Source organism: Sphingobium aromaticiconvertens, assembly GCF_037154075.1.
Taxonomy (GTDB): Bacteria; Pseudomonadota; Alphaproteobacteria; order Sphingomonadales; family Sphingomonadaceae; genus Sphingobium; species Sphingobium aromaticiconvertens.
Genome location: NZ_JBANRJ010000001.1, coordinates 4,841,501 through 4,866,684 on the forward strand (window position 1 = coordinate 4,841,501; position 25,184 = coordinate 4,866,684).

Genomic DNA, 25,184 nt, shown 5'->3' on the forward strand with positions numbered 1-25,184 from the left:
GCCCCCCGTATAGGGAGAAATGCCAGGAAGGACCCACGAACATTGCGCCGTCGCGCAACAATGTTACGTCACCGCTTGGGCGCGGCCCGATCGCAGCCCGGGGTCGGCCCGTTGTCCAGCACCACCGCCTCGTCTTCGGTCAGCGCCACACGCTGGACATCGAACCACTGGCTATCGACATATGCCCCGTCCTTTGCAGGCGGGGCCATCAGGACTTGCGAGCAGCCCGTGAGATAGTTGCAGTGCCCGGTGATCGTGCCCTCAAAGCCAGTGATGATGTCGCGGCCACGACGGCCAAGCAGATCGTTCATAAATCCTCCGACGGATGACGAATGGTGAATAACGCGGACCGGGCTCGACACCGGCTCCCATCGCTTGCCGGTTGCACCCAGCCCATGGGCAGTAGCATCGACGGGTCCGCCGATTACCGTGCGTGTCCATCCACGCCGCCGCGTCACACAAGCCCGATGACTGGAACGGCGCATGCACCGGGAGAAACCAATCAGAGCGGGAACATGAATTTCAGATATGCAGTCGCACTTCGCGGGAAGCGCACTTCCCTGCGTTTGGTGGGAGGGCAGCCACATTACTGGCCCAAGCGCGCTCACCTTTGCTGCTCATGCAGCGGTGCCGTTAAGGCTGCCCAGTTATTACCATGTCCGAAACCAATTGCAAGGCGTCGATCTCCCAGGTCATCAGCGAATCCGGGAAGGCGACGATGCATAGGCGCCCCTTCTGCTTCGTGACGACGCCGCGCATTCCGGAAAAGTTGCCATCATCCACCTTGACGGGTGTGCCCTGTTCGAAATGCGGGACCGGTTCGCCCTTGCGCCGCCGTCTGCGCGCCGCCTCCCGTTGCCGCTCCTCCGCTTCACGTAGCGGTTCGAGCGACCGGCCTGCGATCAGCGGGAAGCTGTTGGCATAGCGGAAGATCGAGAACGGCGGGTGCGGGCTGTTCGGCATCGCCGTGAAGGCATGCAAATCCCGGATATGATCAGCCGGCGCGAACACATAGGTCGGCATCACCGGCATTTCGCGTTCCGTCGTTTTCTTGCTGCGCGGGAGCCGACGCACCAGCGTCTCGACGGGCGTCCATGCATCGAACCCGGCGTCGCGCAATGATGTCGCGACGCGCAATGTTCCCGGCCCGGACATCCGCAAGATGCACCACCGATCAGCTACCTCTATCAACGCTTCAAACTCCCAAGGTCAGAAATTATGTCATCAATCCGCTCGCAGGCGTCTCGGCGCAGTTCGCCCTGCAACGTCGGCATGGCGTCCTTCATGCCCTGGACGAGCAGTTTCACCGCCAGCAGCGATGCGGCAATGTCGGAGGGCGTGGTGCGGCGGCTCCTCATGCCATCCGCTCCATCTGTGTATCGTCTACTTTAGTTGACGTTCCGCTTGACTGGCCCCGTGAGTCCACTATGGTAGACACATGATCGAAGTCCGCCAGACCAGCCATTTCCGCACTTGGGTTCAAGACCTCGACGTTCAGGCACGTGCCCGTGTTGAAGTTCGCATCCGTCGTGTGTCGTTGGGCAACTTCGGAGACGCCAAGTTCTTCGACGGCATAGGTGAACTGCGGATCGACTTCGGCCCCGGCTACCGGGTCTATTTCGTCCGCAAGGGCAATGCGCTGGTGATCCTGCTGGCGGGCGGGGACAAGAAATCGCAGCGTCGGGATATCCGTGACGCAATTGCAATGTCGAAGGAGGTTTGAGCCATGGTTACAACCACTGCTTGGGACGTGACCGAGTTCCTGGAGAATGAGGAGGCGATTGCCGCCTATCTCGACGCGGCCTTTGAGGAAGGAGACCCTGCGCTGATCGTCGCGGCCATTGGCGACGTTGCCAAGGCGCGCGGCATGACAGAGGTCGCCGCGAAGGCGGGCATCTCCCGTGCCGGTCTTTACAAGGCGCTGGGCGAAGGCGGCAATCCGTCCCTTTCCGGCCTGCTGGGCATTCTGAAGGCGCTGGGTGTCCGCCTGACGGTGGCGGCATAGGCCAAGCGCGAATAGGGCGAGGGTCCAGCCGGTCATGGGGCGCTCCAATCACTTCCAGTTGGGTGCAACGGATCGCTCCTTTTGATCGCTGCGACGGGCAAACAGGATATCGCCCGAGTTCCCTTGGATGCTCCAGCGGTAGTGTCCCGCAAGGACGCCATGGACCTCCCAGCCGTTGCTAAGTCGAACGTCGACCATGGCCGCTGGATCGCGCGGATGCGCAGACTTGCCAGTGTTGAGATGCCATTTAGCCACGTCATGCGACCCTCCCGACATGCTCATCAAGCCAGTCATTTCCGGGCGTCGGCGGTATCTCCACGATGGCGCTGATGGGGTTGCGGGCGGCCGCCGCGCGGTGCGCCAGCTTCCACGAGGCGGCTTGACCGGCGAATTTCAGATCGTTGTCGCCATAGATCCGAAGCTCGGTGATATCGGGAGGCCAGATGAAATCAGCCAGCATGGTGGCGTTGATCAACGACCAGCACGGAACGCCAAACCGATCCATGACTGCACAGGCCGTCTCGATCCCCTCCGCGACCCCCAGCACGCCACGGTGCGGGGCAAGTCGGATCGCTGCCCCCTTCGGCAACGTGCCGGGCATCAGGCGGCGCGGATCAGGCATGTTCGCCTTCGCTGCGCCTTCGAGATAGGTCCGGTGAATGGTGGCCGGGCTACCGTCGGGGGCGCGGACTAGCGCCAGCAACGCGGGCAGTCGGCCCTGCTTCGGATGATCGTTGACGGCCGCGCTCGCCGTGAACCGCAGATCGGGACAGCGGGGCACGGTGACGCCGCGCGCCGTGAGGTATCGAGACGCGATATCCCCGGCATCGAGCGCCTGACCTGATTCCCATAGCGACTTGAGCGACGCCGTGATGCTTGCGGGATCACGGACTTTTCCCGGCTTGGCGGCGGGCATCTCGCCGACGATCGGCCTGATGCGGTTTGCAGCCTCGGCAAAAGGCCACCCCTTGACGATCGACAGCAGCTTGAAGCCATCGCCAGCACCGCAGGCATTGCAAATGAACGTGCCTTTCCCGCCCTTGTCATCGAACCGGAACCGGTCATTCCCGCCGCACGCAGGGCAAGGCCCATGCTTGCCAGACAGAAACTTGGCGTCGACGCCCAGCGCAGGCAGGATTGAACCCCACTTATTGCGGGCGAGATCGGCGATCTGGATCATGCCGCCCTCCCCTTGCCCTTGGCGAAGCGGATGGCCTGCGACCGGACGTAGGACAGGACTTCGGGGCTGGGCTGCGAGAGCGCCGCGCGGTTAAGCTGGTTCGGCCAAACCCCGAATTTATTATGATATTGCCGCTGCGGCCAGCCCGGCTTGTAGCCGCGTTCCTGTGCGATCCAGTTGAGTTCGGCCAGCCACTGCTGCTTGGTGTCCATGGTCGCCTTTTGCTTGGCGCCACGCTTCACCTCGACCAGTTCGCCATCTTCCTCCTCGATGTCGCTGCGCGCCTCGGGCGCGAAGCCGCAGGCTGGGCATTCGCGGGTTTTGGGGGGCTTGATGTAATTGCAATTCGGCGAGCTGCATTCCTTGGGCAGTGCCTCCTTTTTCTCGACCTTGGCGCGTTCGCCCTTGACCGCCGTACTCATCTCGGTGCGGTTCAGGTCGGTGACGAAGCCCATGCGCAGTGTGTTGTCGGCATGATCGAGGATGATGCAGTCAGGGATACCTTCGTTCACCCGCAGCCCGCGCCCGACCATCTGGACGTAGAGCATTTCGGATCGGGTCGGCCGCGCCAGGATCACGCAGCCGATAGCCCAGTCGACGCCCTTGGTCAGACACCCGATGTTGCAAACGACCTTGATTTCGCCAGCGTCAAGCTGCCGGCGGATCGCCCGACGTTCGATGTCTGGGGTATCTTTGTCAATGTAGCCTGCCGGGACGCCCGCGCTTTCGAACCGCATCTGGACCTGTTTGGCGTGGGCGCGATCGACGCAGAAGCACAGCGTAGGACGCCCTGCCCCTTTGCGCTTCCACGTGTCCACGATGTCAGCGACCAGCGCCCCGTCGTTCATCACTTCCGACAGTTGGCCTTTGGCATAGTCGCCATCGGCACCATTTTTCACGCTCGACAGATCGGGATGCGCCGCCGCGAACACGCGGAATGGGCAGAGGAATCCCCCGTCCATCAGTCCTTGCATCGTGATCGGCTGGATCAGCTTTTTGTAGACGTTTCCCAAGCCCTTCGCCCAAGGCGTGGCGCTAAGGCCGATGAAGGGCGTGGACTCCCATGCTGGGTCCGCCATGACCTTGGTCATGTATTCATACTGGCAATGGGCCTCATCGATGATGACGAGGTCCACATTGGGCATGCCCCGGTTCTGGAGCGTTTGCACTGATGCGACCTGCACGGGCCGCGACCAGTCCGTCATCGGGTGATCAGCCTGGATCACGCCAATCTCGGTGATGCCCTCCTCGTAGAAGGCTTCGACGGTCTGGTTGATCAGGGAGATCGCGTCGACCACGAACAGCACGCGGTTGCCCTTGGCGCGGGCCATGCGGATGATCATGGCGGCGATCACGGTCTTGCCTGCGCCAGTGCTCAACATGAGCATGATCCGTTTGATCTTTTCCCGCGCGATCGTCTCCCTGATCATCTCGACCGATCGAATTTGATGGGGTCTTGGCTGCTTCATTGGACATGCCCCCAACGGACGCCATTTTGAATTCGCGAAATCGCGGACTCAGCGACGCCGTACAGCGCCGCCAATTCCCGCAAGCGCAGGCGTCCCTTCTGTGATTTGATCGCCCGGACCTGATCCTCACTCAGTTTCGCCCCAGCGACCCTGCCGCCTTGGGCAACAGTGCCATGAGCAACCTTGTCAGCGGTATTTTCAGCGGGCGTTGCGTAGCGAAGGTTGTCCAGCCGGTTATTCAGCGGGTCGCCATCGCCGTGGGCAACCTCGATACCGCTGGAGCGCGGGCCGACGAATGCCTCCATCACTAACTGATGAACCAGCCGCGTGGAGCAGTGGCCATCGCGGGACAGGCCCACCGTCCAGCGAAAATAGCCGGGCGTTGCCTCTTGCATCGTTTGGCTAAGGACGACGCCTTTCAGTTTGCGGCGCACCAGCTGACCATACCGGCCACGCAGCGCTACGATCCTGTCCAGGGAGCGTATTTGGCCATCGCTGCTCGCCTGATACAAACCCTCGTATCCGGGGATGTCCCGCCATACGAGTTCGGCGACAGCGCGTTCCTGATGGGGACGGGGTTGCTTCATGGGCGCACCGCCACGCGCTCACACGCTCGCGTAAGCTCAACATACGATAGGTTGTATCTTGGTAAGGAATAACCTTCAGACGGAGGTGAAGATGGAGATGAAGAAGAAGTAGAAGAAGAAGGGGGGTTATGACCAAAACCCTGCGCGCATCGGCCAAGGGGTTTTGCTATCGAGGCGTAAGGGGTTTTGAAATAACCCCTTGCTTGCGCGGTAAGGGGTTTAATCATTCCCACCATCCTTCGATTTAGGGGTTTTTGGTTTCGGCGGTCTCCCGCCTTTCTTGCCGTGTTCAGCGCCTTTTTGGCCAGAACTCGCCCGGAGTTCCCGCAGTTGTTCGTCTCGGATCATTCGGCGGCTGAAGATCACGCCGCCGCTGGTGATCGAATACACGTTGTTGACGCGAAGCTCTTCGCGCCACCGCGTCACCTCAGCTTCGGGCTCCCCATGGAGACGTGCCAATCGGGTATCTGAAATTGCCTCTCCACCTAGCGTCAGGTGCCCATAGGGCTCACCTTCGTGCATCATGCAGAGCATTTCGATCCACAACCCGCGCGCAGGTCCGGAGCAAAGTCGTAGCCCAACGTCGGTGCGCCAGTCGGACGGGTAGAACTGGAATGAGGGACGTTTCGCCATGCCCGTCACTCAGCATCGGCGGGAGGTGTGTATCCCCGCATGAAGGCGCGGACCCGTTCCGCCGTTTCCGGCCAGACACGGCGCCCTCGCCGCACTTGCCGGACAAAGTGGCGATCACGGGTCGCGCTAATGCTAAAGCGCGTGGGCTTCATGCCGGTAATCCGGAGGAAGACCTCGATTTCATCTGTCAAAGGGTCGGTCATTAACCGAACCTATAGGTGTGTTTTATCACACTTTCAAATCAAAAGGTGTTCTTTGTCACCCACTGGCGCGGAGCATGGTTTTTTGGCACACGATGGCATGAGCAACGAAAAAGCTATCGACATCCTCAAGGTTCGATTGGCCGCCGCTATCAAGCATCGGAATACGAGCCCAAAGGCCCTAGCGCGGACGGCTGGTATTGGCGAAACCGTAGTGCGCGACATACTTCAGGATACAACCCAAGATGTTCGCTTAGGGACAGTTGAGAAGTTGGCCAAGGCGCTCGGTTTGTCGGTGTCGGACCTGCTGCCAGACGCATTCGGGCGCGTTGCGCAGCGGGCCGACGAGAGCGAGGATGATGTAGAGATCCAAGAATGGGATGTGTCCTACGGTATGGGCGCCGGCGCCTACCTTGACCTCCCGGTAAAGGGAAACCCACGTCGCTTCTCTCGGGAGTGGATCAGCCAATTCACTCACTCGCCCGCCAGCAAACTGTTCTTTGCCAGCGGAACCGGCGACAGCATGATGCCTACCATCCTGGACGCCGACATCGTACTGATCGACACGTCGGAGCGCGAAGTCCGCATGGGCGATAGGATATGGGCTATAGCGATCGGAGACGTCGGTTACATTAAGCGCCTGCGCCCGATGGCTGACGGCACCGTCGCCATTCTTTCGGATAATCCGAACGTGCCTGCGGATCGCGCGTCGGATGGAGACATGAGCGTCGTGGGCCGGGTCGTGGCGATTGTGCGGAAGACTTGAAATTGCGCTAAAATATAAATTCTTATATGGTAGCAGTTGAGGGTTTGCGTTACGATTGTCGTAGGCAATAATTTCGCGAGGAGGCCAGTCATGGGCGATAAGCCAACTGTTGCCGCCTTTGGTGCGGCCCACATTCAGGCGTTAACCGGGCTGTCCCGTTACCAACTACGTGAATGGGATAAGGCTGGTTTCTTTGCGCCGGAATATGCTTATGAGAACCGCAGGGTCGCTCATGGTCGGGTGTATTCATTCACTGATTTGGTAGGGTTAAGAACCCTTAGCGTGCTAAGTAAAACACATAAGATTGGCCTGCCCGAGCTGAAGCGTGTCGCTGCGAAGCTGAGCAAGTGGAGCAAGACCCCATGGTCCAGCCTGACCCTCTACGTCCTCAATAGAGAAGTTCATTTTCATAACCCTGCTACCGGCAAGATAGAGGGAGCAATTTCGGGGCAGATGGCGGTGCCGATCCCGCTGGAAAATGTGATGGACGATATGCGACAACAGGCTGACAAGTTGCGAGAGAGGCCACAGGAGTCGGTCGGCTCATTCGAGCGCAATCGGTATCGGATGAGGAATGCTGTGCTGGTGGCCGGGACACGGATACCCGTAAGCGCAATCTTTAACTATATCGACGCAGGATACAGTTCAAAGAAAATCGTGGAAGAATATCCTGATTTGAAGATAGCGGACATTAAAGCAGCCCTTGAGCAGAGGACTCTGTTGACTCAAGCGGCATGATGCATGTCTATGTAGTGGATGCATTTTCTTCTCGATCAGAACGTGGCGAAGTCGGTGGCCGACGTTCTGATCGAGCTTGGCCATACCTGTGAGTTCAGTCGCGCCTTAATTCCTCATGATGTCCGCCGTCAGCACCAATGGCACAGATTTGAGGTTGTAAATTAAGGAGGGTTTGGGCTTCGTCGTAGTGACGAAGGAACGAAGATGAAGCCCAAACCCTCCTTGAAAAATTCGCCGACAAAGGCCCCTGCTGAGCGTGTTGTGAAGGATATCCGGCGGCAGACCCGGCGCCATTTCTCAGCCGAAGACAAGATCCGTATTGTGCTGGACGGTCTGCGCGGCGAGGACAGCATCGCCGAGTTGTGCCGCAAGGAAGGCATTGCCCAAAGCCTGTATTACACCTGGTCGAAGGAGTTCATGGAAGCGGGCAAGCGGCGCCTGGCCGGTGACACCGCCCGTGCTGCGACCACTGGCGAGGTGCAGGATCTGCGCCGCGAGGCCCGTGCCCTGAAGGAATGCGTGGCCGACCTGACGCTGGAAAACCGCCTGCTTAAAAAAAGCATGATCGCGGATGGGGGCGACGACGAATGAGGTATCCCGCATCCGAAAAGCTCGAGATCATCCGGATCGTCGAGCAGTCGCACCTGCCCGCCAAGCACACGCTGGACAAACTCGGCATCCCCCGCCGGACGTTCTACCGCTGGTACGATCGCTTCGTCGAAGGCGGGCCGGAGGCGCTGGAAGATCGGCCATCGGCGCCGAGTCGGGTGTGGAACCGCATCGGCGACGATATCCAGGGCCAGATCGTCGAGATGGCGCTGGATTACAGCGAGCTGTCACCGCGCGAACTGGCGGTGCGCTTCACCGACGAGAAGCGCTACTTCGTGTCGGAGGCCACCGTTTACCGCCTGTTGAAGGCCCACGATCTGATTACCAGTCCGGCCTATGTGGTGATCAAGGCCGCCGATCGCTTCCATACCCAGACCACGCGTCCGAACGAGATGTGGCAGACCGATTTTACCTACTTCAAGATCATCGGGTGGGGCTGGATGTACCTGTCGACCGTGCTCGACGACTTCTCGCGCTACATTATCGCCTGGAAACTGTGCACCAACATGCGCGCCGAGGATGTCACCGACACGCTGGACCTGGCCCTTAAGGCTTCCGGCTGCGACAGCGCCACCGTGCTGCACAAGCCCAGGCTGCTCAGCGATAACGGCCCCAGCTACATCGCGGGCGAACTGGCGGAATACATCGATGCCCAGAAGATGAGCCATGTACGCGGCGCTCCGATGCACCCCCAGACCCAAGGCAAGATCGAGCGCTGGCACCAAACCCTGAAAAACCGCATCCTGCTGGAAAACTACTTCCTGCCCGGCGACCTTGAGGCCCAGATCGAGGCCTTCGTCGAGCATTACAACAACCAGCGTTACCACGAGAGCCTGAACAACGTGACGCCCGCCGACGCCTACCTCGGCAGGGCTCCCGCCATCATCAAACAGCGCGAAAGGATCAAGCGAAAGACCATCGAATATCGGCGCTTGCAACACCGCAGGCTCGCCGCTTAACATCAACCCCAAGACGAGGCCCGCACTCCGCTAATTTACGACGCGACGTGTGCCAAATGTTCTGACGACGGACAGTCCGCATCGAGAAAATGTTCGGATGTGGTCCACAGGCTGGAATGGAGCTGCGGGCACTCCATATAATCGCCCTCGCCGGTGATCGCCCGACGCTCCAGCCCCATCAATATGCCCGCCGCGCCCAGGAAGCCGTTATTATAATCCTCGTTCCCGAACACCGACCGGGTCGGCGGATTGCCCGCCCCGCCGCCTTCATAGAGCAGGCCGGTCCAGCCGGAAACCAGTGGTGCGAAGCTCTTGAGCAGCGATTTCGGGCCTTTCGACCCATAGCCCGGCAGATAGACATAGAGCAGGCGCGGGTTGATCTTCGCCAGCGCCTCATAGCCGATGCCCAGCTTGTCCGCCTTGCCGGGGCGCAGATTATGGGTGACGACATCGGCCTGCGCCACCAGCTTCAACGCCGCTTCCAGTGCTTCGGGCTGCTTCAGGTTCAGTACGATGTCGCGCTTGCCCCGCTGCGCCGCATCGAAACAGTCGGGCAGAGGGCGCATCTGATCACCGTCGGGCGTTTCCACCTTGATGACGTCCGCGCCCAGATCCGACAGCAGACGCCCGCCGAAACCGACCGCGAAGAAGGAGGAGAAGTCCACCACCTTGAGGCCCGCAAGCGGCCGATCCAGCGACTTGCCGTCCGCTGCCAGCGCTTCGCGTCGCCGGGCGACAAGTGCGGCAAGCGCATCATTGTCCGCGCCCACGACAGGGGCAGGACGCGGCACGGCGCAGGGCGTCTTGTCGAAACGCACGGCCGGCGCAGCCTGATAGATGGTGCCGAAATCAGGGTCCGGCAGCGCGACCCGCTGACCCACAAACTCCACTTGTTCGTCCAGCAACACTTCGGCTGGCTCCAGCACCGGTAGCGCCGCAACATCCGCCGCCTGAAACAATGCGATCCACTCAGCGCGCGGCTTCGTCTTGAACGCCTCGAACAGTTCGACCCGTGCAAGATGATATTCGTCGTCCGACAGCGGCACCGACATTTCCGCCGCACCCTTCACTGCCTGCACTCGTTCACCGAAGCCCAGCACGTCCATAGCTGCCTTGAAACCGCCCTGCCCGCCGGTATGGATTTGCAGGAACAGGCCATCGCCACATTCGAACATGCCAGTGACCAGACGGGTACGGCCGAAGCGATCGACCGCGCCGGAATCGCCCGCCTTGATGTAGGAGATGCCCTCTTCCTGCCACCAGTTGTTCATCGGCGACTGGGCCAGCATCGCGTCCAGCAGCGACGCTTCAACACGCTGTCCCCGGCCGATGTGCCGCCGTGCGCGAACCGCCGCCAGCGCGCCGATCACGCCCAGAAAGGCCTGCCCATAATGCAGCGCGGGATGCCCCAGATAGACCGGGCCGGGGCGGAAGGGGCTGCCCTTGTCGATCATCGTGCCGAGCAGGGCCGCAGCGAGCGATTCGCCGCGCGGCCGGTCGGCAAAGGGCGTGTCCGCGCCATAGGCGGTCAGCGCGACGACAATCAGGTCGGGGAAATCGCGCGCCAGCGTCGCTTCGTCCAGGTCGAGTGCGGCAGCCTGCGCGTCTTCCAATGCATGGATGAAAATATCAGCTCCGGCCAGCAAGCCCTGCAAAGATGCGCGATCCGCGCCATCGCCGACATCCAGTTCGACGCTGCGCTTGGAGCGGTCCCAACTTTTGCGGCTGAGTTCGTGCGCGAAGCAGGCGCCGCCCTTCGGTTCGACTTTCAGCACGTCGGCGCCATGGTCGGCGAACAACATGCCCGCGATAGCGACCGGCATTTCGGTCGCCAGCTCGATAACGGTCAGATGGTCCAGAGGGCCGGGCATCGCTTACTCCTGTGGTGGCCTGCGGTCTGCGCCGCACCTTTGGGGATCGGAACCGGTCACGCCCTTGCCGGGAATGTCCGCCGATCTGTCTGGATCAAGAGACACGAATTTCACCAGCGGTGCAAGTAATTTTGCACCATGGGTTCAAATTCATTCACCCTTGGTCATGCGGTCGGGATCGTAGCGGGGGCGGTCCATCTGGAAACTGTCGCTGTTGCGGACATACCAGCCATTGCCATGGGTCCGACCGATCAGCTTCATCGCCGGAACGTCGAAATAGACCCGGTCCCTGTCGGTGATGAACTCGTCGCGAACATGCGCCATGACGATTTCGCCGATCACCACGGTCTGAAAACTGCCGATGTCCAGCGCAACGACCTTGCGGCATTCGAAGCTGACCGGGCTGGACGCGATCAGCGGCGGCGCGACCAGCACGGACGGCGCCGTTTCCACCCCGGCATAGTCGATCTCGCTGACTCCCGCCGGCGCATCGACGCTGCAATGGTTCATGCGCTCGGCATCCGCCTCGCACACCAGATTGACGACGAACTCGCCGGTCGCGATGATATTGGCAGCGGTATTTTTCAGGCCGCGCGTCGCCGGATTTTTCAGCAGGCCCAGCGTCACCAGCGGCGGCTCGGTACCCACGCAATTGAAGAAGCTGTAGGGCGCAGCGTTGACCACGCCCGCTTCCGACCGCGTCGTTACCCAGGCGATCGGGCGCGGCGTGATGGTCGAATTGACGATTTTGTAGCGAACCGCCATCGGCAATGCGCGCATGTCGAACTGCATGGGCTTATCCTTTCGCCTTTGCGGCGGCTCTGGCGGCGGCACGGGCCCTGAACTTCTCCCGCGCGCGGGGCACTTCCTCGCCCGCCTGACAGCTATGGCAATAGACCAGCTCCAGCGCATGAGTGGCCGCAAGATCGCCCTGTTCCGCCTGCGTCAGCAACCGCTTGGTCAATTCCACAGCATGGGCGTTGCCGTCGCCGATCCCGGCGCCCAGCACCAACGCTTCGTCCACAGCCGTTCCCGGCGCGACGATCCGGCTGATCAACCCCAGCGCCAGCGCCTCGTCCGCACCCAGCGTCCGCCCGGAGAAGATGATTTCCGCCGCCCGCGCACGGCCCAACTGGCGCGTCAGGAACCAGGCCGCGCCGCCGTCCGGCACCAATCCAAACTCCAGGAAGGGCGCGCCGAATTTCGCGTCCGCGGCGGCGAATATCATGTCGCACGCCATGGCAAGGCTCCACGACACGCCGAATGCGCCGCCCTCCACCGCCGCGACGGTCGGGACCGGCAGCGCCCGGAGGCGGCGAATGATCCGTTGTCCCATTTCCAGCCGGGCGGCCAGTGCCAGCGCGCCTTCGCCACGGGCAGGGGGCAGTTTCACGTCGCCGCCGTTGCTGAAATAGCCTTCCGCCCCGCACAGCACCAGCATTCGCGCAGGCGTGTCATTTTCCAGCCGGTCGAGCGCGGCAGAAAATTGCTCCCACATCGCAAAGGAGACGGTATTCTTCGCGCGCGGCCGGTTGAGGGTGATGACCGCGATGCCATCGTCCCGCATGTCCAGCAACAGTTCCGGCGCGGTTCCGGCCTCCTCCATGCTCACTCTCCCTGTCTTGCTATCGGGCCAATGAATAGCCCCGCCTGCATTCCCAGGGCAAGTAAATTTGCATATATGTGCAAATTTATGCCGAAGCCGCCGTCCCGTTTCGCTTGCGCATGGGCAGCGCGTCAATGCCGCGCTGGGAAATGTCGACGATCAACGCTTCCACTTCCTTGCGCGCCGCGCCCTTGAGCGCCCCCAGCACACAGGTCAGGTAGCTGCCGACCAGCCGGACGATCACCTCGTCGTCCGGGATTCGTCCCTGCGCCCAGTCGTTGATCGTGGCATATTCAAACCGCACCAGATCCTCGACCAGCTTGTCGACCTCTACCCATGGCTGCAACTGCTTCTGCTTCTCCAGCGCCGCGATCCAGGTGCGGTTATGCTCCACGGCGGGCGAGTGCATCGCCGTCCAGATGTCGTGGTCGACATCCGAACTGAAATAGAGCGCCATGATCGCCTTGATATAGTTGCGAATCTTGCGGTTGCGCTGGACCACGGAAATCATCCGTTCCAGATTGTAGCGCAAACTCCCCGGTGTGCTCGCATAGTCGATGCGGCTGACATATTCGTCGAAATATTCCTGAATCGCAGAGGCGATCATCCGCTCGCGCGTCTGGAAGGCATTGTAGAGCGTGCGCTTGGCCACGCCTGCGCGCTGCCCGATCTCGTTCATGCTGAGCGCCGCGATGCCCTGTTCGGCAATCACCTTGCGCGTTTCTTCCAGGATACGCCTGCGCCGTTCAATAATGGCGGGGCTGGAATAGGTTTGGGGCCGCTCCGTCCCATCCCTGGTGCCGATATTGTCCTTAGTCGCCAAATCCATTGCCTCCCATCATGCTCCGATATGCGCGCAGATCGACTATGGTAGCAGTTCTGCATGATCGTGCAATTTTCCTCTACGCGCGAACGGTCGAATCGTTCGGGCGATGGGATGAGGCAGGAAGCCCCGCGCCGTTAACCGGCAAGATGCGGGGCATTGGCCATCCGCCCGAAACGACGGATGACCTGAAATATCTAACTACCCTTGGGCGCGGTTTCGCGCGCACGCTGGCGAATATAGTGGCGCAACCCTTCCAGATCGGCGTCGCTCAACTGCTCGAACGCGCCCATGCCGCGCGCCATCAGCGCTCCGTCATGGACCACTGCCTTGAACGTGTCGGCGTCCATCGGCACGGCCGACTTACGCAAGTCAGGCGCGGCGCCGCCCGCCATCATGCCCGCCCCATGACAGATGATGCAGCTGCTATTGTAGATGCCCGCGCCGACCTTCGCCTTGGCGGCGTCGATGGTGAAGGCGGGGTCGTCCTGGATCGGCATGTCAGCCTGCTCGGACGGCGGCAAAGCCTTGCTCCCGCCGATGGTGAAGGTCAGCACCCGGCGCTTCTGCTGGCCATAGTCCCAGTTGGGCGAATTGGGAAAACTGCTGCGGAACCCGGTGATGATCGACACATATTGTTTACCGCCAAGCGAATAGCTGATCGGCGCAGACAGCATGCCATTTTGTGCGTCGAACCCCCACAGCTTGCGCCCGTTGCTCGCCGAAAAGGCATTGAAGCTGCCGTCGTTCGTCCCTTGAAACACCAGATTGCCGCCGGTCGCCATCGTGCCGCCGTTGAACACGCCGGGCTGCGGGATCGACCAGGCAATCTTGTTGCCCGCGACATCCCATGCGACCAGCTTGCTGATGGCGGCAGGCGCGACCAGGTTGGCGGGCGGCGCGCCAAGGCCAGTGTTGACCATCATGCCCGGCTTGTAACTCCAGTCCTTCACATTGGGCGGATCAACGAAGACGCGCCCGCCTTCCATCACCGGAATATAGGACAGGCCCGTCTTCGGACTGAACGACATGGCCTGCACCCCATGCGCGCCATTGGGGAAGGGGTACATCATAAACGGCTTGCCGTCGGGATATTGTGCTGCGGGATTGATTTCCGGCCGCCCCGTCACCGGGTCGATCCGTTTGGCCCAGTTCTGCTTCGCAAATTCGCCCGCCGACACCAGCTTGCCGGTTTCCCGGTCCAGCACATAGAAAAAGCCGTTCTTGGGCGCGTGGATCAGCACCGATCGCATCTTGCCGCCGATCATCATGTCGGCCAGTTCAATGTCCATCGCATTGTTGAAGTCGTGGCTGTTTTCCGGGTTCACCTGATAATGCCACACATATTCGCCGGTCTTAACGTCCAGCGCGACGATCGACGACAGATAAAGATTGTCGCCGCCGCCGGGCGAGCGGATCTTCTGGTTCCACGGCCACCCGTTGCCGGTGCCGATATAGATGCGGTCATATTTCGCATCATAGGCCATGGCGTGCCATACCGTGCCGCCGCCACCGAATTTCCACCATTCGCCGGTCCAGGTCTTGGCCGCCGCCTCCATCGCCTTGTTCTCGAAGCCCTTGGCCGGATCGCCCGGCACCACGAACCAGCGCCACGCCTTCTTGCCGGTCTTGATGTCGTAGGCCGTCACATAGCCGCGCGTCGGACTATAATCCGCGCCGCCGAAGCCCACGACCACCTTGTCGCCCGCCACCCATGGCGGGCCTGTGATATAGCCATGCTCCGCCTCATCCAGCGTCTGCACCGACCAGCGTGGCTTGCCGGTCTTCGCATCGACCGCGATCAGCCGCCCTTCGCGGGTCGCGGTAAAGACCATTCCGTCCTTGTAGGCGATGCCGCGCGTGCCCCAGCCCGCCCGCATCCGCGTCCGGGCTTCGGGCTGGCTGGCGACATCGGGATCATATTGCCACAACAATTTGCCGGTGCGCGCGTCGAGCGCATGAACCACGCTCAGCCCCACCGCGAAATACAGCACGCCATCGACTTCGAGCGGCTGGGTATAGCTGTCATAGGTATCGATATCATAGGACCAGGCAAGGCCCAGCTTGCCCACATTGGCTTCGTCGATCTGGGCGAGCGGGCTGTAATGCTGTTCCTTGTCATCCCCGCCATAGCTGGTCCAATGCGCGCCTTCCGGCGCCGCACTCTGCACCGACCGGGCGACCAGCCCGCCGGTCATCGCCACCGCCGCCATACCTGCGATCGCCGTGGAAAAACGCAGCTTCATGCCATTCTCTCCTGCCGGACGCCTATCCGCGTCATTTCCTGCACTCTGGTGCAACTTTAAAACGATGTCAACGTGTCAGCCCGTTGACTTGCCCCTTTCCCTGACGCATTATCTTGCACCATAGGTCATAATTCAGGGGATGGATGCGGATGGCGCGGCATATGGGATTCGGCCCTGCCTTTACGGTCTTAGCAAGCGCGGCCCTGGCAAGTGCAGCGATGGCAGCGCCCGACGCTCCGCCGAACGTCCGCCTCGCCTCCGGCGCACTCAAGGGCACGATGCGCGATGGCGTCGCCTATTTCGGTAACATCCCCTTCGCCGCGCCCCCGACCGGCCCCGATCGCTGGCGCGCGCCCCAGCCCCCACGTCCGTGGCGCACCGCGCGTGACGCCGCCCGCTTCGGCGCGGATTGCCCCCAGCCCCGCCGCGACGCGACCGATACCGCACCCCAAAGCGAAGATTGCTTGACGCTCAACATCGTCACGCCCGATCCACGGGCAAGCAAACTGCCGGTGCTGGTCGTCATACATGGCGGCGCCTATTTCGTCGGGTCCGGGCGCGAACCCTTTGAACGCGGCGTCCCACCCATGGTGCGGCAGGGCGCCGTGCTGGTCGCGCCCAATTATCGCCTCGGCCGCCTCGGTTTCTTCGCCCATCCCGCTCTCACCGTGGAAGCGCCGCAGGCCATGGCCAATTACTGGCTGATGGATCAGGTTGCGGCCCTGCGCTGGGTCCATGCCAATATCGCCGGTTTCGGCGGCGATCCGGCCAATGTCACGATCATCGGCTGTTCCGCCGGGGGATCCAGCATCAACGCGCTGATGGCCACGCCCGCGGCGCGCGGCCTGTTCGCGCGCGCCAGCGCCCATTCGGCCGGCGGCCTGTTCAACGCCAATCGCCCCATCGATCAGGCACAGGAACAGGGCATGGCCTTTGCCACCCGCGTCGGTGTCTCGGGGCGGGACGGGGCGGCCCTTGCCCGGCTGCGCGCGCTTCCTGTTGATGCCGTGCTAGCAGGCGACAGCGGCGCACCGGATTTCGGCGCGGTGGTCGATGGTCACTGGCTGCCCCGCCCGCTCTCCGCCCTGTTCGCCAGCGGCGCCATCGCGCGCGTGCCGCTCATCAGCGGATCGACCAGCAACGAAGCCAGTGTCTTCGGCCTGATGGGCTTCGACCGGGCCGCCATGGCCCGTCGCTTCGGCATTGATCTCGACAGCGTTTCCGCCAGCTATGGTGTGCAGGATGAAAAGGAATTGCTGCGACAAGTGCAGACCGATTTCCTGTTCACCTCTGCAGCCATGGGCATGACCCAATTGGCGGCGCGCGCCGGCGTGCCGACATGGTCCTATCATTTCGACTATCTGCCTCCCGCTCAGCGGCAGGAACCCGGTGCGGACCATTGCGCGGATCGCCCTTACTGGTTCGGTCAATCGCCCGCCACCGATCCGCAATCGACCGCATTGGCCCGGACAATGGAAGGCTGGCTGTTGAACTATATGCGTGGCGGCGACCCCAACGGTGTCGGCTTGCCGCCATGGCCCGCCAATCAACCCGGCACGGCCAATCCTCTGCTGATCGGCGAAACCATCCGGTCCGCCCCCCAATTTCACGCCCGCCAACTGGCGCCCTGGTACGCCAAATGGGAACGGGAAAGCGGGCAGAAATTCGGCTGGCGCACCACATCATGAGCGTCACGCTCGACCGACGGGACGGGATAGCCGTCGTCACGCTTGATCGGCCGGATCGCCGCAACGCCTTCACCATGGCGATGCGCGGACGGATTGCGGACATATTCACCGAACTGGCCGATGACGACACGGTCCGGGCGATCGTCCTGACCGGCGCGGGCGGGCATTTCTGCGCGGGTTCGGACACCGGGGAAATGGGGCACAGCGATACCGCCGCCTTCCTGCACCGCATGCGCCTGCTCCATCGCATGATCCGCGCCATCACCGCCTGTCCGAAACCCGTCATCGCCGCGGTCGCAGGCAATTGCGTCGGTGCGGGGTGGAGCCTGGCGCTGGCCTGCGACATGGCCGTCGCCGCACCCGACGCACGCTTCTGCCAGATTTTCGGGCGGATCGGCTATGCTCCCGACGCCGGCGCCATTTGGCATCTTACTCGTCTCGTCGGGCCGATGCGCGCAAAGGAGATTGTCTATTCCACCCGCATGATTGACGCAGCCGAAGCGCTGACGCTGGGCCTTGTGCTGGATGTCGTGGTGGACCAGCCAGTGCTGGACCGCGCGGTGGCTTTGGCCATGGATATGGCGCAGGGCGCGCCGCTGGCGCAGGCCATGGCCAAACAATTGTTCGACGCCGCATCAACGCAATCACTCGACCAGTTTCTCGCGCAGGAATTCAGCGTTCAGCCGATGTTGGCCACCACCGCCGACCATCGCGAAGGCATCGACGCCGCACAGGACAAGCGCCCACCCCGGTTCACCGGCCGATGACACCCCTCAGCAGGACAATCCAGCCCATGACTGGACGGACCGCATGACCGCCTTCCCCCGTAGCTGGCTGTTCACGCCCGGATCGCGCCCGGATCGCTTCGCCAAGGCCGTCGCGACCATCACCGACGCCCTGATTCTGGATCTGGAGGATGCCGTGGCGGAGGACAACAAGCTGCAAGCCCGTCAGAATGTCGCAGCCTTCCTCGAAACCGTCCCGGTCATCAGGCAACGGATCGCCGTGCGGATCAATTCCTTGCGGCGCGCGATCGGGCTGGAGGATCTGATCGCCCTCGCCCGCCTCGCCAACGCGCCCGATTATATCCTGCTGCCCAAGGCAGAGGATGATGCGGATTTTGTCATCGCCGCCGATATTCTGACCGATTGCGGTTCAAGGGCGCAGTTGCTCGCCCTCGTCGAATCCGCCCGTGGCGTAGCCCATGCCGCCACGATCGCTGCATCGACGCCACGACTGGCAGGCCTGATGTTCGGCGCCGCGGACTATGCGGCCGACCTTGGTCAGCAGGTCGGCCCATTCCGGCCCGATTTCGCCCGCGCCACCATCGCTAACGCTGCAGCATCTGGCGCCATGCCCGCGATCGATTCCCCCTGCTTCGCCATCGACGATTCCGATGCTTTGGAAGCTGAATGCAGCCAGGCGCGTGCCTTCGGCTTCATTGGTAAGGCAGCGATCCACCCAGCCCAGCTTGAGGTCATCAGCCACCATTTTCACGCCTCGGCCAGCGAGCGGGAACTGGCTTCACGCATCATCGCAGCGGCGCCTGATGGAGTCGGCGTGCTTGACGGCAAGATGATCGATATTGCGATGATCCGCTGGGCAAGACGGATGGTGTAACCGTCTGGCCAGCGATAGGCCGGCTCAGTCAGAGCAAATCCACCAGTTGTTGCCAGGGTCGCGTGCCAAGAGCACCATAGCCTTGCATGGGATGGCAGTTTCAATCGCCTGTAAACAGCTTCGCCACAGCCGGTCGATCAATCTTCATCGAGGGGTTTTTCGGAAGATCATCGACCATGCGCCAATGCACGGGAATGTGGGTGGCGGGCACATGGTTGCGTAAATGCGCTTCCGCTTCGGCTGCACTCAGCGGCGCTGCACCGGCCTTGCGCTGTATCGCAGCCCCTGGCACCTGCCCCAGGCGAGTGTCCGCGACACCCACCACGGCCGCAGCGCCAATCGCGGGATGTTCGAGCAGCGCGCGCTCGATCGTTTCGGGCAGCAGCTTGAAACCGCCTCGCATGATTGCGCCATCGGCCCGCCCGCGGATGAACAGGAATCCGTCCGCATCGATGACGGCGATGTCGGATGTCCTGATCCATTCCTGGCCGATACGTGGCGTGGACACCTCCAGCAGCCCCTCACATCCAGCGGGCAAGAGCGCGTCCGTAACGGGATCAACGACCTGCAATCGCGCGCCCGGCAGCGGCCGGCCGACCGATCCCAGCTTGGCCCCGTCAAATTGCTCGACCAGTTCCAGCGTCATCGCCGCAACCGGTCCGCCAAATTCGGTCGCTCCATAAGACATGAGGACCGGGATGCCGTAGCGCGCCTCAAACGCGCGCTGCACCGAAGGGTCGAGCGGTGCCGCCCCGCTGGCCATAGCCTTGAGCGATGCCAAATCCTCTCGCGGGATATCCGCGTCCAGCAGCATGCGAAAGGCCGAGGGCGGTATGCCGCTGGCCGTGGGCCGGTAGCGCAGCACGAAATCATGCCACGCCTCCAGCGAGAAGCGATCAAGCAGCATCACCGGTTGTCCGCGCAACATCGTCGGAAGCGTCGAATAGATGCCCGATATATTACCAAGCGGATAGAAGAGGAGAAAGGGCGGCCCGGCTTCCACATCATCGTGGCGCGCACCCATCATCCTGTTACCCATATAATGGCGCGCCATCATATCGAACGAAATCGGAAAGCGCTTGGGCGGTCCGGTCGTGCCGCTGGTCAAAACCTCGATCTGCGGCATATCATGGACCGCCACATCCTTGATCCGCGATTGCGCGTGGCCGGGGGCCGCATGGGCCGCCATGGCATCCAGCACGATCCCCGCTATGCCCTGCTCGGCCAACACGCAATCCAGCGCGTCCGTCATATCCTGGGCGACGACGATGACCACACCGGGCTTCAACGCCCGAATATCGCGCGCAATGACCGTGGGGGACTGGAAAGCGTAGATCATCTGGATCGTCCGCCCCGCCGCGACAAGGCCAATGAGCGCCGCAACCATTTCCGGGCGGCTACGCGCTACCAGGCCGATCGCCGCATCGGGCGCAACACCGGCCGCGTTGATCAGGTCCGTAACGCTGTCAGCAAGCTGGCGCACCGCGCCCCAGTCATGCCACACCCCTTCGAACTCGATCGCCCTTCTCGCCGGATCACGCGCCAACGCGCGCTTCGCCAGATCCGGCAACGACGGGGCGCTCTCCCCCCTATCGGCAACGGCCTCTCGATCGGCCGCGCGATCCATGCTCTGGTTCGACACCCTCATCTTCCTTCACCTTCTGCGCGGTGTATCCTGGTCGCGATCCGCTTGTAGCACCATCCATATTGACTGGGGGACGACGATGCGGCCTTGACGAATGAGTCATAACGTGAAAAATAATTCTGTATAGCGAATAAATATGAGGCCTTCTGGATCGTTGGATATGCGCGCGTCACGGCGCCGGGCCACCGAACCGTCGGCCATAAGGAGTGGGTAATGGAAGGACCGTTGAGCGGCATCAGAATCGTCGAGGTCGCGATGTGGGCCTTCGTGCCGGCAGCGGGCGGCATGTTGTCGGACATGGGTGCGACGGTCATCAAGGTCGAACCGCCGACCGGCGATCCGCTACGCGGCCTGCGCGTTGGCGCGTCGAAGCCCGGCGATCATGGCTTCATCCTGTCCTGGGAAAGCTATAATCGCGGCAAGCGCAGCATTACGCTGGACCTTCGGCAAGATGCCGGAAAGGACATATTGTATCGCTTGCTGGAGGACGCCGATGTCCTGCTGACCAACCTGTTGCCCCCAGCCCGACGACGGATGGGAATCTCGGTCGAGCAGATCAGAGCGCGCTACCCCAACATCATCTATGCTCTGGGCAGCGGCGTCGGCGCGCAAGGGCCAGAAGCGGACAAGGGCGGATATGATTCCATTTCCTATTGGGCACGGGCGGGTATCGCCTCGTCCCTGACCGCCGATGATGCAGACTATCCGGTGCAGCCGCCGGGTCCAGCTTTCGGTGATACGACCGCCGCCGCCATGCTCGCTGGCGGTGTCGCCGCAGCGATCGCGCAGCGCCTCATGACGGGCCATGCATCGGTGGTGGACGTTTCGCTGCTGGCCACCGGCATGTGGCAGATGCAGCGGTCGATCAGCCAGGCGACGCTGGATGGTGGCGGCAAGTCGCCGCGCGTCCGCCGCAATCAGGTCAGCAATCCGCTGGTCAACAGCTACCGCACCCGCGATGACCGCTATGTCGCGCTGTGCATGTTGCAGGGCCAGCGCTACTGGGCGGCCTTTTGCGGTGCGGCCGATCGCCCCGATCTGGCCGCCGATCCGCGCTTTACGACCGACGCCGACCGAAGCCGCAACGTTGCTGCCTGCGTCGATGAACTCGATGCCCTGTTCGGTCAGAAGACCCTTGCCCAATGGCGCGACATCCTGTCGCGGCAGGACGGGCAGTGGGACGTGGTGCAGGACGTCGGCGAGCTGTGCCAGGATGCGCAGGTCATGGCCAATCGCTACATCCAGCCCGTCGACTATGGAGAGGGACGGATCATGCCGATGGTCAGCACGCCGGTGCAGTTCGACGGAAACCCGCTGGACGCCCGCCCGGCCCCCACGCTCGGCGCGGACAGCGAGGCCATATTGACGACGCTGGGCTATAGCGATGAAGATATCATCGACCTGAAGATCGCCGATGTCGTCTTCTGATCCCATTGACAGGGGCGATCTCACGCCGGTCGACTATGCCGATGAAGGCGTGATGCTCAGGGGCCGGCTGGCACGGCCCGCTGGTCCGGGGCCGCACCCTGCCATATTGGTGATGCATGATGCGCGCGGACTGGGCGACGGCACCGCCCGGCGCGCGCAGACGCTGGCGGATATCGGCTATGTCGCACTGGCCGCCGACCTCTATGGCGAGGGCGCTTTCTTCGCCGATCCCAAGCAGGCCGGCGCGATGGTGGCGCCGCTCATGCAGGAGCCATCGCGCCTGCGGGCGCGCGCGATCGCGGGTTTCGAAGCGCTTCGCGGGCTGGATCAGGTGGACCCCGAACGGATCGGCGCGGTCGGATTTTGCCTTGGCGGTCGCTGCGTGCTCGAACTGGCGCGCAGCGGCGCCGACCTGCGCGCTGGGGTCAGCCTTCATGGGTTGCTGATGACCCATGCCCCGGCGGATGCCGGGACGGTAAAGGCAAAGCTGCTGATCCTGACCGGCGCGCATGATCCCTATGCACCACCCGCCGATATCGAAGCCTTACGGCAGGAAATGACCGCGGCCGGCGTCGATCATCATGTCACCCTTTATAGCAAGGGCTGGCACGGCTTTTCGGACGAGGAAGCGGACGGCATGAGTCATGTGCCCGGCGTTCACTATGATCCTCTGCTCGACCGCCTGTCCTGGTCGCAGACGCTGGCCTTCTTCGACGCACTGCTGAAATAATATATATATAGGAGAGACTGAATGCTGGGGAACATGGAACGAAGCGTCGAGCGGGATCTGGCGGTGCCGGTCGAACTGGCCGATGCGCTCGATCCCGTCTGGTTGCAGGCCGCGCTTGCGCCGGTGTCCGGCGGCGCGGCGGTGATCTGGGTCGGCGACATCGACAATTTCGAGACGGTTGCGGCCAAGGTGCGCTTTGGCGCCCGTTTCGCCAACGATCCCGACAAGACTCATCGCTTCTGCCTGAAGGCGATGCTGAGCGCCGGCAAGGCGCGGATGGCGGGTGCGACTGCGGTGCGCGAAGCGGAATTCTACGCCCGCATCGCCCCCCATGTGTCGCTGCGCGTGCCCCGCACCATCGCGGTCATCGGCCAGGATGGCAGCAGCGCGCTGCTTATCATGGAGGATCTGATCGACGCGGGCGCCCGCTTCTGCTCCGCGCTTGATCCGTTCACTCCATCGTTGGCCGAACAGAGCCTCGACCAGATTGCGCGCCTGCATGCGGCCTCCGCGCTGCTTGCCGACAATGACTGGATTCCGTCGCGCCTGCCCTACCTCGCCACCAGCCCGCACTTTTCCGCGCCACAATTGCAGGCGCTGATGGACGGTCCGCGCTGCGCCCGGCTGAATGCGCGCACCAGTGACGCAGCGCTGCTGCTGGAGGGTATGAAGCGACTCGAACGCCGCTTCGCCAACGCGCCGATGACCATCCTGCATGGCGATTGTCATGCGGGCAATTTCTACCTGACGGAAGAAGGGCCGGGCCTTACCGACTGGCAGTTGATCCAGCGCGGCAACTGGGCGCAGGATGTCGCCTATCATATCGCCGCCGTCCTGCCCGAAGAGATTGCCGCGCACGAAGAACGGGCGCTGCTGGTCCAGTATCTCGACCGGGTGCGCGCGCATGGCGGGATCGTGCCCGACGCGGGGCAGGCCTGGGACGATTACCGGGCGGCACAGATTTACGGCTATTATCACTGGGCGATCACGACACGGGTTGACCCGCAGATCGTCGATATCTTCGTCCAGCGGCTAGGCGCCGGGATCGAGCGGCACGACACCTATACGCTGCTAGGCCTGTAAGGGGGGTGACGGAGCGGCACCTTCTCGCCGCTCCGTCATCGGTTCAACCAATCTGATATACGCGCTTGGCGCGGGCATAGACGATCTCATGGATGTCCTTGTCCGGCACGCCCGCAAAGTCGCGCGCGACGACCTGATGCGATTCCGGCCATGATGTTTCGGAATGGGGATAGTCGGACGACCACATGATGTTACGTCCCCCCTTCCAGTCGCGCTGCATTATGCCGATCCGGTCCTGAATGAAGGAGCCATAGACATTCTGCTCCATGAAGTGGCTTGGCGGCTCGGTGATCGGGCTATCGGTCCAGAAGCGCTGCCGTTCCCAGGTGCGGTCCATATATTCCGCCGCCCAGGCGAACCAGCCCACGCCGCTTTCCACCGTCACGAAGCGCAGCTTGGGAAAGCGATGGAAAACGCCGCCGAAGATCAGCACCGCGATCGGCTCCGCCATCGACAGCTTGCTCATCAGCATGTCGGGCAGGAAATGCGCCTTCTCGCCAAAACGCGGCACGCGCGCGCCCAGATGGACGGTAACGGTCAGGTCCAGCTCGCACACCTCGGCCCAAAAGCGCTCGAACTCAGGATCGCGATAGGAACGCTCGCCCGTCGGATTGCCCGTAAGCGCGGCGCCCTGCCCTGATGAAATCGCTTTTACGGTCGCCGATGTGCTGATGCCATCTGCCGATTGGGGGAAAGCGGGAATATTGACCGTGCGGAACCCCAGCTTCGCCGCCTGCCGCATCAGTCCGATCGTCTCTTCAACATCACGCATCGGCAGATAGGCCACGCCCTGAAGGCGCTTGCGATCGGTCCCGCAAAAATCCCACAGCCAGCGATTATAGGTTTCGAAACTGGCGATATAGAGTTCGCTATTCTTCGTTCCCAGCGGACCCCCGCCAAATATCACCGCCGCCTCGACACCATCTTGATCCATGTCTGCCAAACGTTGCTCGGGCAGCCAGGCCGCCCGCATCTCCGAGCGCTTGACGTTCATCTTGAAGTCTTTGCCCGCCTTGCCCGCCGTGTTGTTCAACTGCTTGACCGCGCGACGATTGCCCTCGAACACGATCCAGTCATGCTCCTCGCCCTCCTCGATATAGGGCGCCTGGTCACGGAGATGCGCGGGCAGATAATCCTTCCACATTTCATAAGGTGGATCGAGATGCGCATCGGCATCTATCAGTGGGCCCCTTGCGTTCTGGGACGCCGTCTGGCTGCCTCCCTCTCCTGGCTGGGCGGGGTGGGTCTGGGTAAGTTCGTTCAGGGCCATGTCAGTCCTCCTCTCGAAAATTAAATTC

General features: G+C 62.3%; 25 protein-coding genes. 11 read left to right on the forward strand and 14 right to left on the reverse strand.

Going from position 1 to position 25,184, the window contains the following annotated elements; translation table 11 throughout:
* Positions 1–68: 68 nt before the first annotated feature.
* From WFR25_RS23515 to WFR25_RS23525, 3 genes are all read right to left on the reverse strand, one after another.
* Positions 69–311, reverse strand: a complete 243-nt coding sequence (locus WFR25_RS23515; protein ID WP_336974188.1) for a hypothetical protein — start codon at positions 309–311, stop codon at positions 69–71.
* A 322-nt stretch (positions 312–633) separates the two neighbouring features.
* Positions 634–1,155 (reverse strand): hypothetical protein, encoded by a 522-nt coding sequence (locus tag WFR25_RS23520; RefSeq protein WP_336974190.1) that lies wholly within the window; start codon positions 1,153–1,155, stop codon positions 634–636.
* A gap of 32 nt (positions 1,156–1,187) precedes the next feature.
* Positions 1,188–1,358, reverse strand: a complete 171-nt coding sequence (locus tag WFR25_RS23525; RefSeq protein ID WP_336974191.1) for a hypothetical protein — start codon at positions 1,356–1,358, stop codon at positions 1,188–1,190.
* Between the two features lie 80 nt (positions 1,359–1,438).
* Here WFR25_RS23525 and WFR25_RS23530 point away from each other — a divergent pair, with 80 nt between their 5' ends.
* Positions 1,439–1,723, forward strand: coding sequence for a type II toxin-antitoxin system RelE/ParE family toxin (locus WFR25_RS23530; RefSeq protein ID WP_336974193.1), 285 nt, complete (start codon positions 1,439–1,441; stop codon positions 1,721–1,723).
* A gap of 3 nt (positions 1,724–1,726) precedes the next feature.
* Positions 1,727–2,005, forward strand: a complete 279-nt coding sequence (locus WFR25_RS23535) for an addiction module antidote protein (protein WP_336974194.1) — start codon at positions 1,727–1,729, stop codon at positions 2,003–2,005.
* A 256-nt stretch (positions 2,006–2,261) separates the two neighbouring features.
* On the opposite strand, the gene WFR25_RS23540 is transcribed toward WFR25_RS23535, so the two are convergent.
* The 4 genes from WFR25_RS23540 to WFR25_RS23555 all read right to left on the reverse strand — a co-directional run bounded on the left by WFR25_RS23540 (position 2,262) and on the right by WFR25_RS23555 (position 5,874).
* The gene (locus tag WFR25_RS23540) at positions 2,262–3,185 is read right to left on the reverse strand and encodes a DUF7146 domain-containing protein (RefSeq protein WP_336974195.1); all 924 of its coding nucleotides are present in this window, start codon (positions 3,183–3,185) and stop codon (positions 2,262–2,264) included.
* Positions 3,182–4,654, reverse strand: coding sequence for a DEAD/DEAH box helicase (locus tag WFR25_RS23545; protein ID WP_336974198.1), 1,473 nt, complete (start codon positions 4,652–4,654; stop codon positions 3,182–3,184). The genes WFR25_RS23540 and WFR25_RS23545 overlap by 4 nt, the downstream gene beginning before the upstream one ends.
* Positions 4,651–5,241: an NUMOD4 motif-containing HNH endonuclease gene (locus tag WFR25_RS23550; RefSeq protein WP_336974201.1), complete on the reverse strand. Its 591-nt coding sequence runs from the start codon at positions 5,239–5,241 to the stop codon at positions 4,651–4,653. The genes WFR25_RS23545 and WFR25_RS23550 overlap by 4 nt, the downstream gene beginning before the upstream one ends.
* A 219-nt stretch (positions 5,242–5,460) precedes the next feature.
* Positions 5,461–5,874 carry a hypothetical protein gene (locus WFR25_RS23555; protein WP_336974202.1) on the reverse strand — a complete coding sequence of 138 codons (414 nt, stop codon included), beginning with the start codon at positions 5,872–5,874 and terminating at the stop codon, positions 5,461–5,463.
* A gap of 300 nt (positions 5,875–6,174) precedes the next feature.
* On the opposite strand from WFR25_RS23555, the gene WFR25_RS23560 reads away from it, so the two are divergent.
* From WFR25_RS23560 to WFR25_RS23570, 3 genes are all read left to right on the forward strand, one after another.
* Positions 6,175–6,840: a S24 family peptidase gene (locus WFR25_RS23560; protein WP_336974203.1), complete on the forward strand. Its 666-nt coding sequence runs from the start codon at positions 6,175–6,177 to the stop codon at positions 6,838–6,840.
* Positions 6,841–6,930: 90 nt separating this feature from the next.
* Entirely contained in the window at positions 6,931–7,578 is a 648-nt protein-coding gene (locus WFR25_RS23565; protein ID WP_336974204.1) for a DUF433 domain-containing protein, read from the forward strand.
* Positions 7,579–7,782: 204 nt separating this feature from the next.
* Positions 7,783–9,146 (forward strand): IS3 family transposase gene (locus tag WFR25_RS23570; protein WP_336967452.1). Its coding sequence is split into 2 segments (ribosomal slippage): positions 7,783–8,130 and positions 8,133–9,146, totalling 1,362 coding nucleotides; the frame shifts between segments, so codons are not numbered across the junction.
* Between the two features lie 35 nt (positions 9,147–9,181).
* Here the strand turns inward: WFR25_RS23570 and WFR25_RS23575 are convergent.
* The 5 genes from WFR25_RS23575 to WFR25_RS23595 all read right to left on the reverse strand — a co-directional run bounded on the left by WFR25_RS23575 (position 9,182) and on the right by WFR25_RS23595 (position 15,692).
* Positions 9,182–11,017, reverse strand: coding sequence for a CaiB/BaiF CoA-transferase family protein (locus tag WFR25_RS23575; RefSeq protein WP_336974205.1), 1,836 nt, complete (start codon positions 11,015–11,017; stop codon positions 9,182–9,184).
* A gap of 150 nt (positions 11,018–11,167) precedes the next feature.
* Positions 11,168–11,809, reverse strand: coding sequence for a flavin reductase family protein (locus WFR25_RS23580; RefSeq protein WP_336974207.1), 642 nt, complete (start codon positions 11,807–11,809; stop codon positions 11,168–11,170).
* Positions 11,810–11,813: 4 nt separating this feature from the next.
* Positions 11,814–12,623: an enoyl-CoA hydratase/isomerase family protein gene (locus WFR25_RS23585; RefSeq protein WP_336974208.1), complete on the reverse strand. Its 810-nt coding sequence runs from the start codon at positions 12,621–12,623 to the stop codon at positions 11,814–11,816.
* An 85-nt stretch (positions 12,624–12,708) separates the two neighbouring features.
* Positions 12,709–13,452, reverse strand: a complete 744-nt coding sequence (locus WFR25_RS23590; protein WP_336974209.1) for a TetR/AcrR family transcriptional regulator — start codon at positions 13,450–13,452, stop codon at positions 12,709–12,711.
* Between the two features lie 191 nt (positions 13,453–13,643).
* Positions 13,644–15,692 (reverse strand): PQQ-dependent dehydrogenase, methanol/ethanol family, encoded by a 2,049-nt coding sequence (locus WFR25_RS23595; protein WP_336974211.1) that lies wholly within the window; start codon positions 15,690–15,692, stop codon positions 13,644–13,646.
* Between the two features lie 218 nt (positions 15,693–15,910).
* On the opposite strand from WFR25_RS23595, the gene WFR25_RS23600 reads away from it, so the two are divergent.
* From WFR25_RS23600 to WFR25_RS23610, 3 genes are read left to right on the forward strand one after another with little or no spacing between them, the layout of a single operon-like run.
* Entirely contained in the window at positions 15,911–17,380 is a 1,470-nt protein-coding gene (locus WFR25_RS23600; protein WP_336974212.1) for a carboxylesterase/lipase family protein, read from the forward strand.
* Positions 17,377–18,147, forward strand: coding sequence for an enoyl-CoA hydratase/isomerase family protein (locus WFR25_RS23605; protein ID WP_336974214.1), 771 nt, complete (start codon positions 17,377–17,379; stop codon positions 18,145–18,147). The genes WFR25_RS23600 and WFR25_RS23605 overlap by 4 nt, the downstream gene beginning before the upstream one ends.
* Positions 18,148–18,190: 43 nt before the next feature.
* A complete protein-coding gene (locus tag WFR25_RS23610; RefSeq protein ID WP_336974216.1) occupies positions 18,191–19,000 on the forward strand; it encodes an HpcH/HpaI aldolase/citrate lyase family protein in 810 nt (269 codons plus the stop codon).
* Between the two features lie 100 nt (positions 19,001–19,100).
* On the opposite strand, the gene WFR25_RS23615 is transcribed toward WFR25_RS23610, so the two are convergent.
* Entirely contained in the window at positions 19,101–20,642 is a 1,542-nt protein-coding gene (locus WFR25_RS23615; RefSeq protein ID WP_336974219.1) for a class I adenylate-forming enzyme family protein, read from the reverse strand.
* Positions 20,643–20,858: 216 nt separating this feature from the next.
* Here WFR25_RS23615 and WFR25_RS23620 point away from each other — a divergent pair, with 216 nt between their 5' ends.
* From WFR25_RS23620 to WFR25_RS23630, 3 genes are read left to right on the forward strand one after another with little or no spacing between them, the layout of a single operon-like run.
* Complete coding sequence (locus tag WFR25_RS23620; RefSeq protein WP_336974221.1) at positions 20,859–22,073, forward strand: CaiB/BaiF CoA transferase family protein; 1,215 nt, start codon at positions 20,859–20,861, stop codon at positions 22,071–22,073.
* Complete coding sequence (locus tag WFR25_RS23625) at positions 22,060–22,803, forward strand: dienelactone hydrolase family protein (RefSeq protein ID WP_336974223.1); 744 nt, start codon at positions 22,060–22,062, stop codon at positions 22,801–22,803. Before WFR25_RS23620 ends, WFR25_RS23625 begins: the two co-directional genes overlap by 14 nt.
* Before the next feature lie 21 nt (positions 22,804–22,824).
* The gene (locus tag WFR25_RS23630; protein ID WP_336974225.1) at positions 22,825–23,886 is read left to right on the forward strand and encodes an aminoglycoside phosphotransferase family protein; all 1,062 of its coding nucleotides are present in this window, start codon (positions 22,825–22,827) and stop codon (positions 23,884–23,886) included.
* 43 nt (positions 23,887–23,929) lie between these two features.
* Here WFR25_RS23630 and WFR25_RS23635 read toward each other — a convergent pair whose 3' ends face one another.
* Positions 23,930–25,156, reverse strand: coding sequence for an amidohydrolase family protein (locus WFR25_RS23635; RefSeq protein ID WP_336974226.1), 1,227 nt, complete (start codon positions 25,154–25,156; stop codon positions 23,930–23,932).
* Positions 25,157–25,184: the final 28 nt, after the last annotated feature.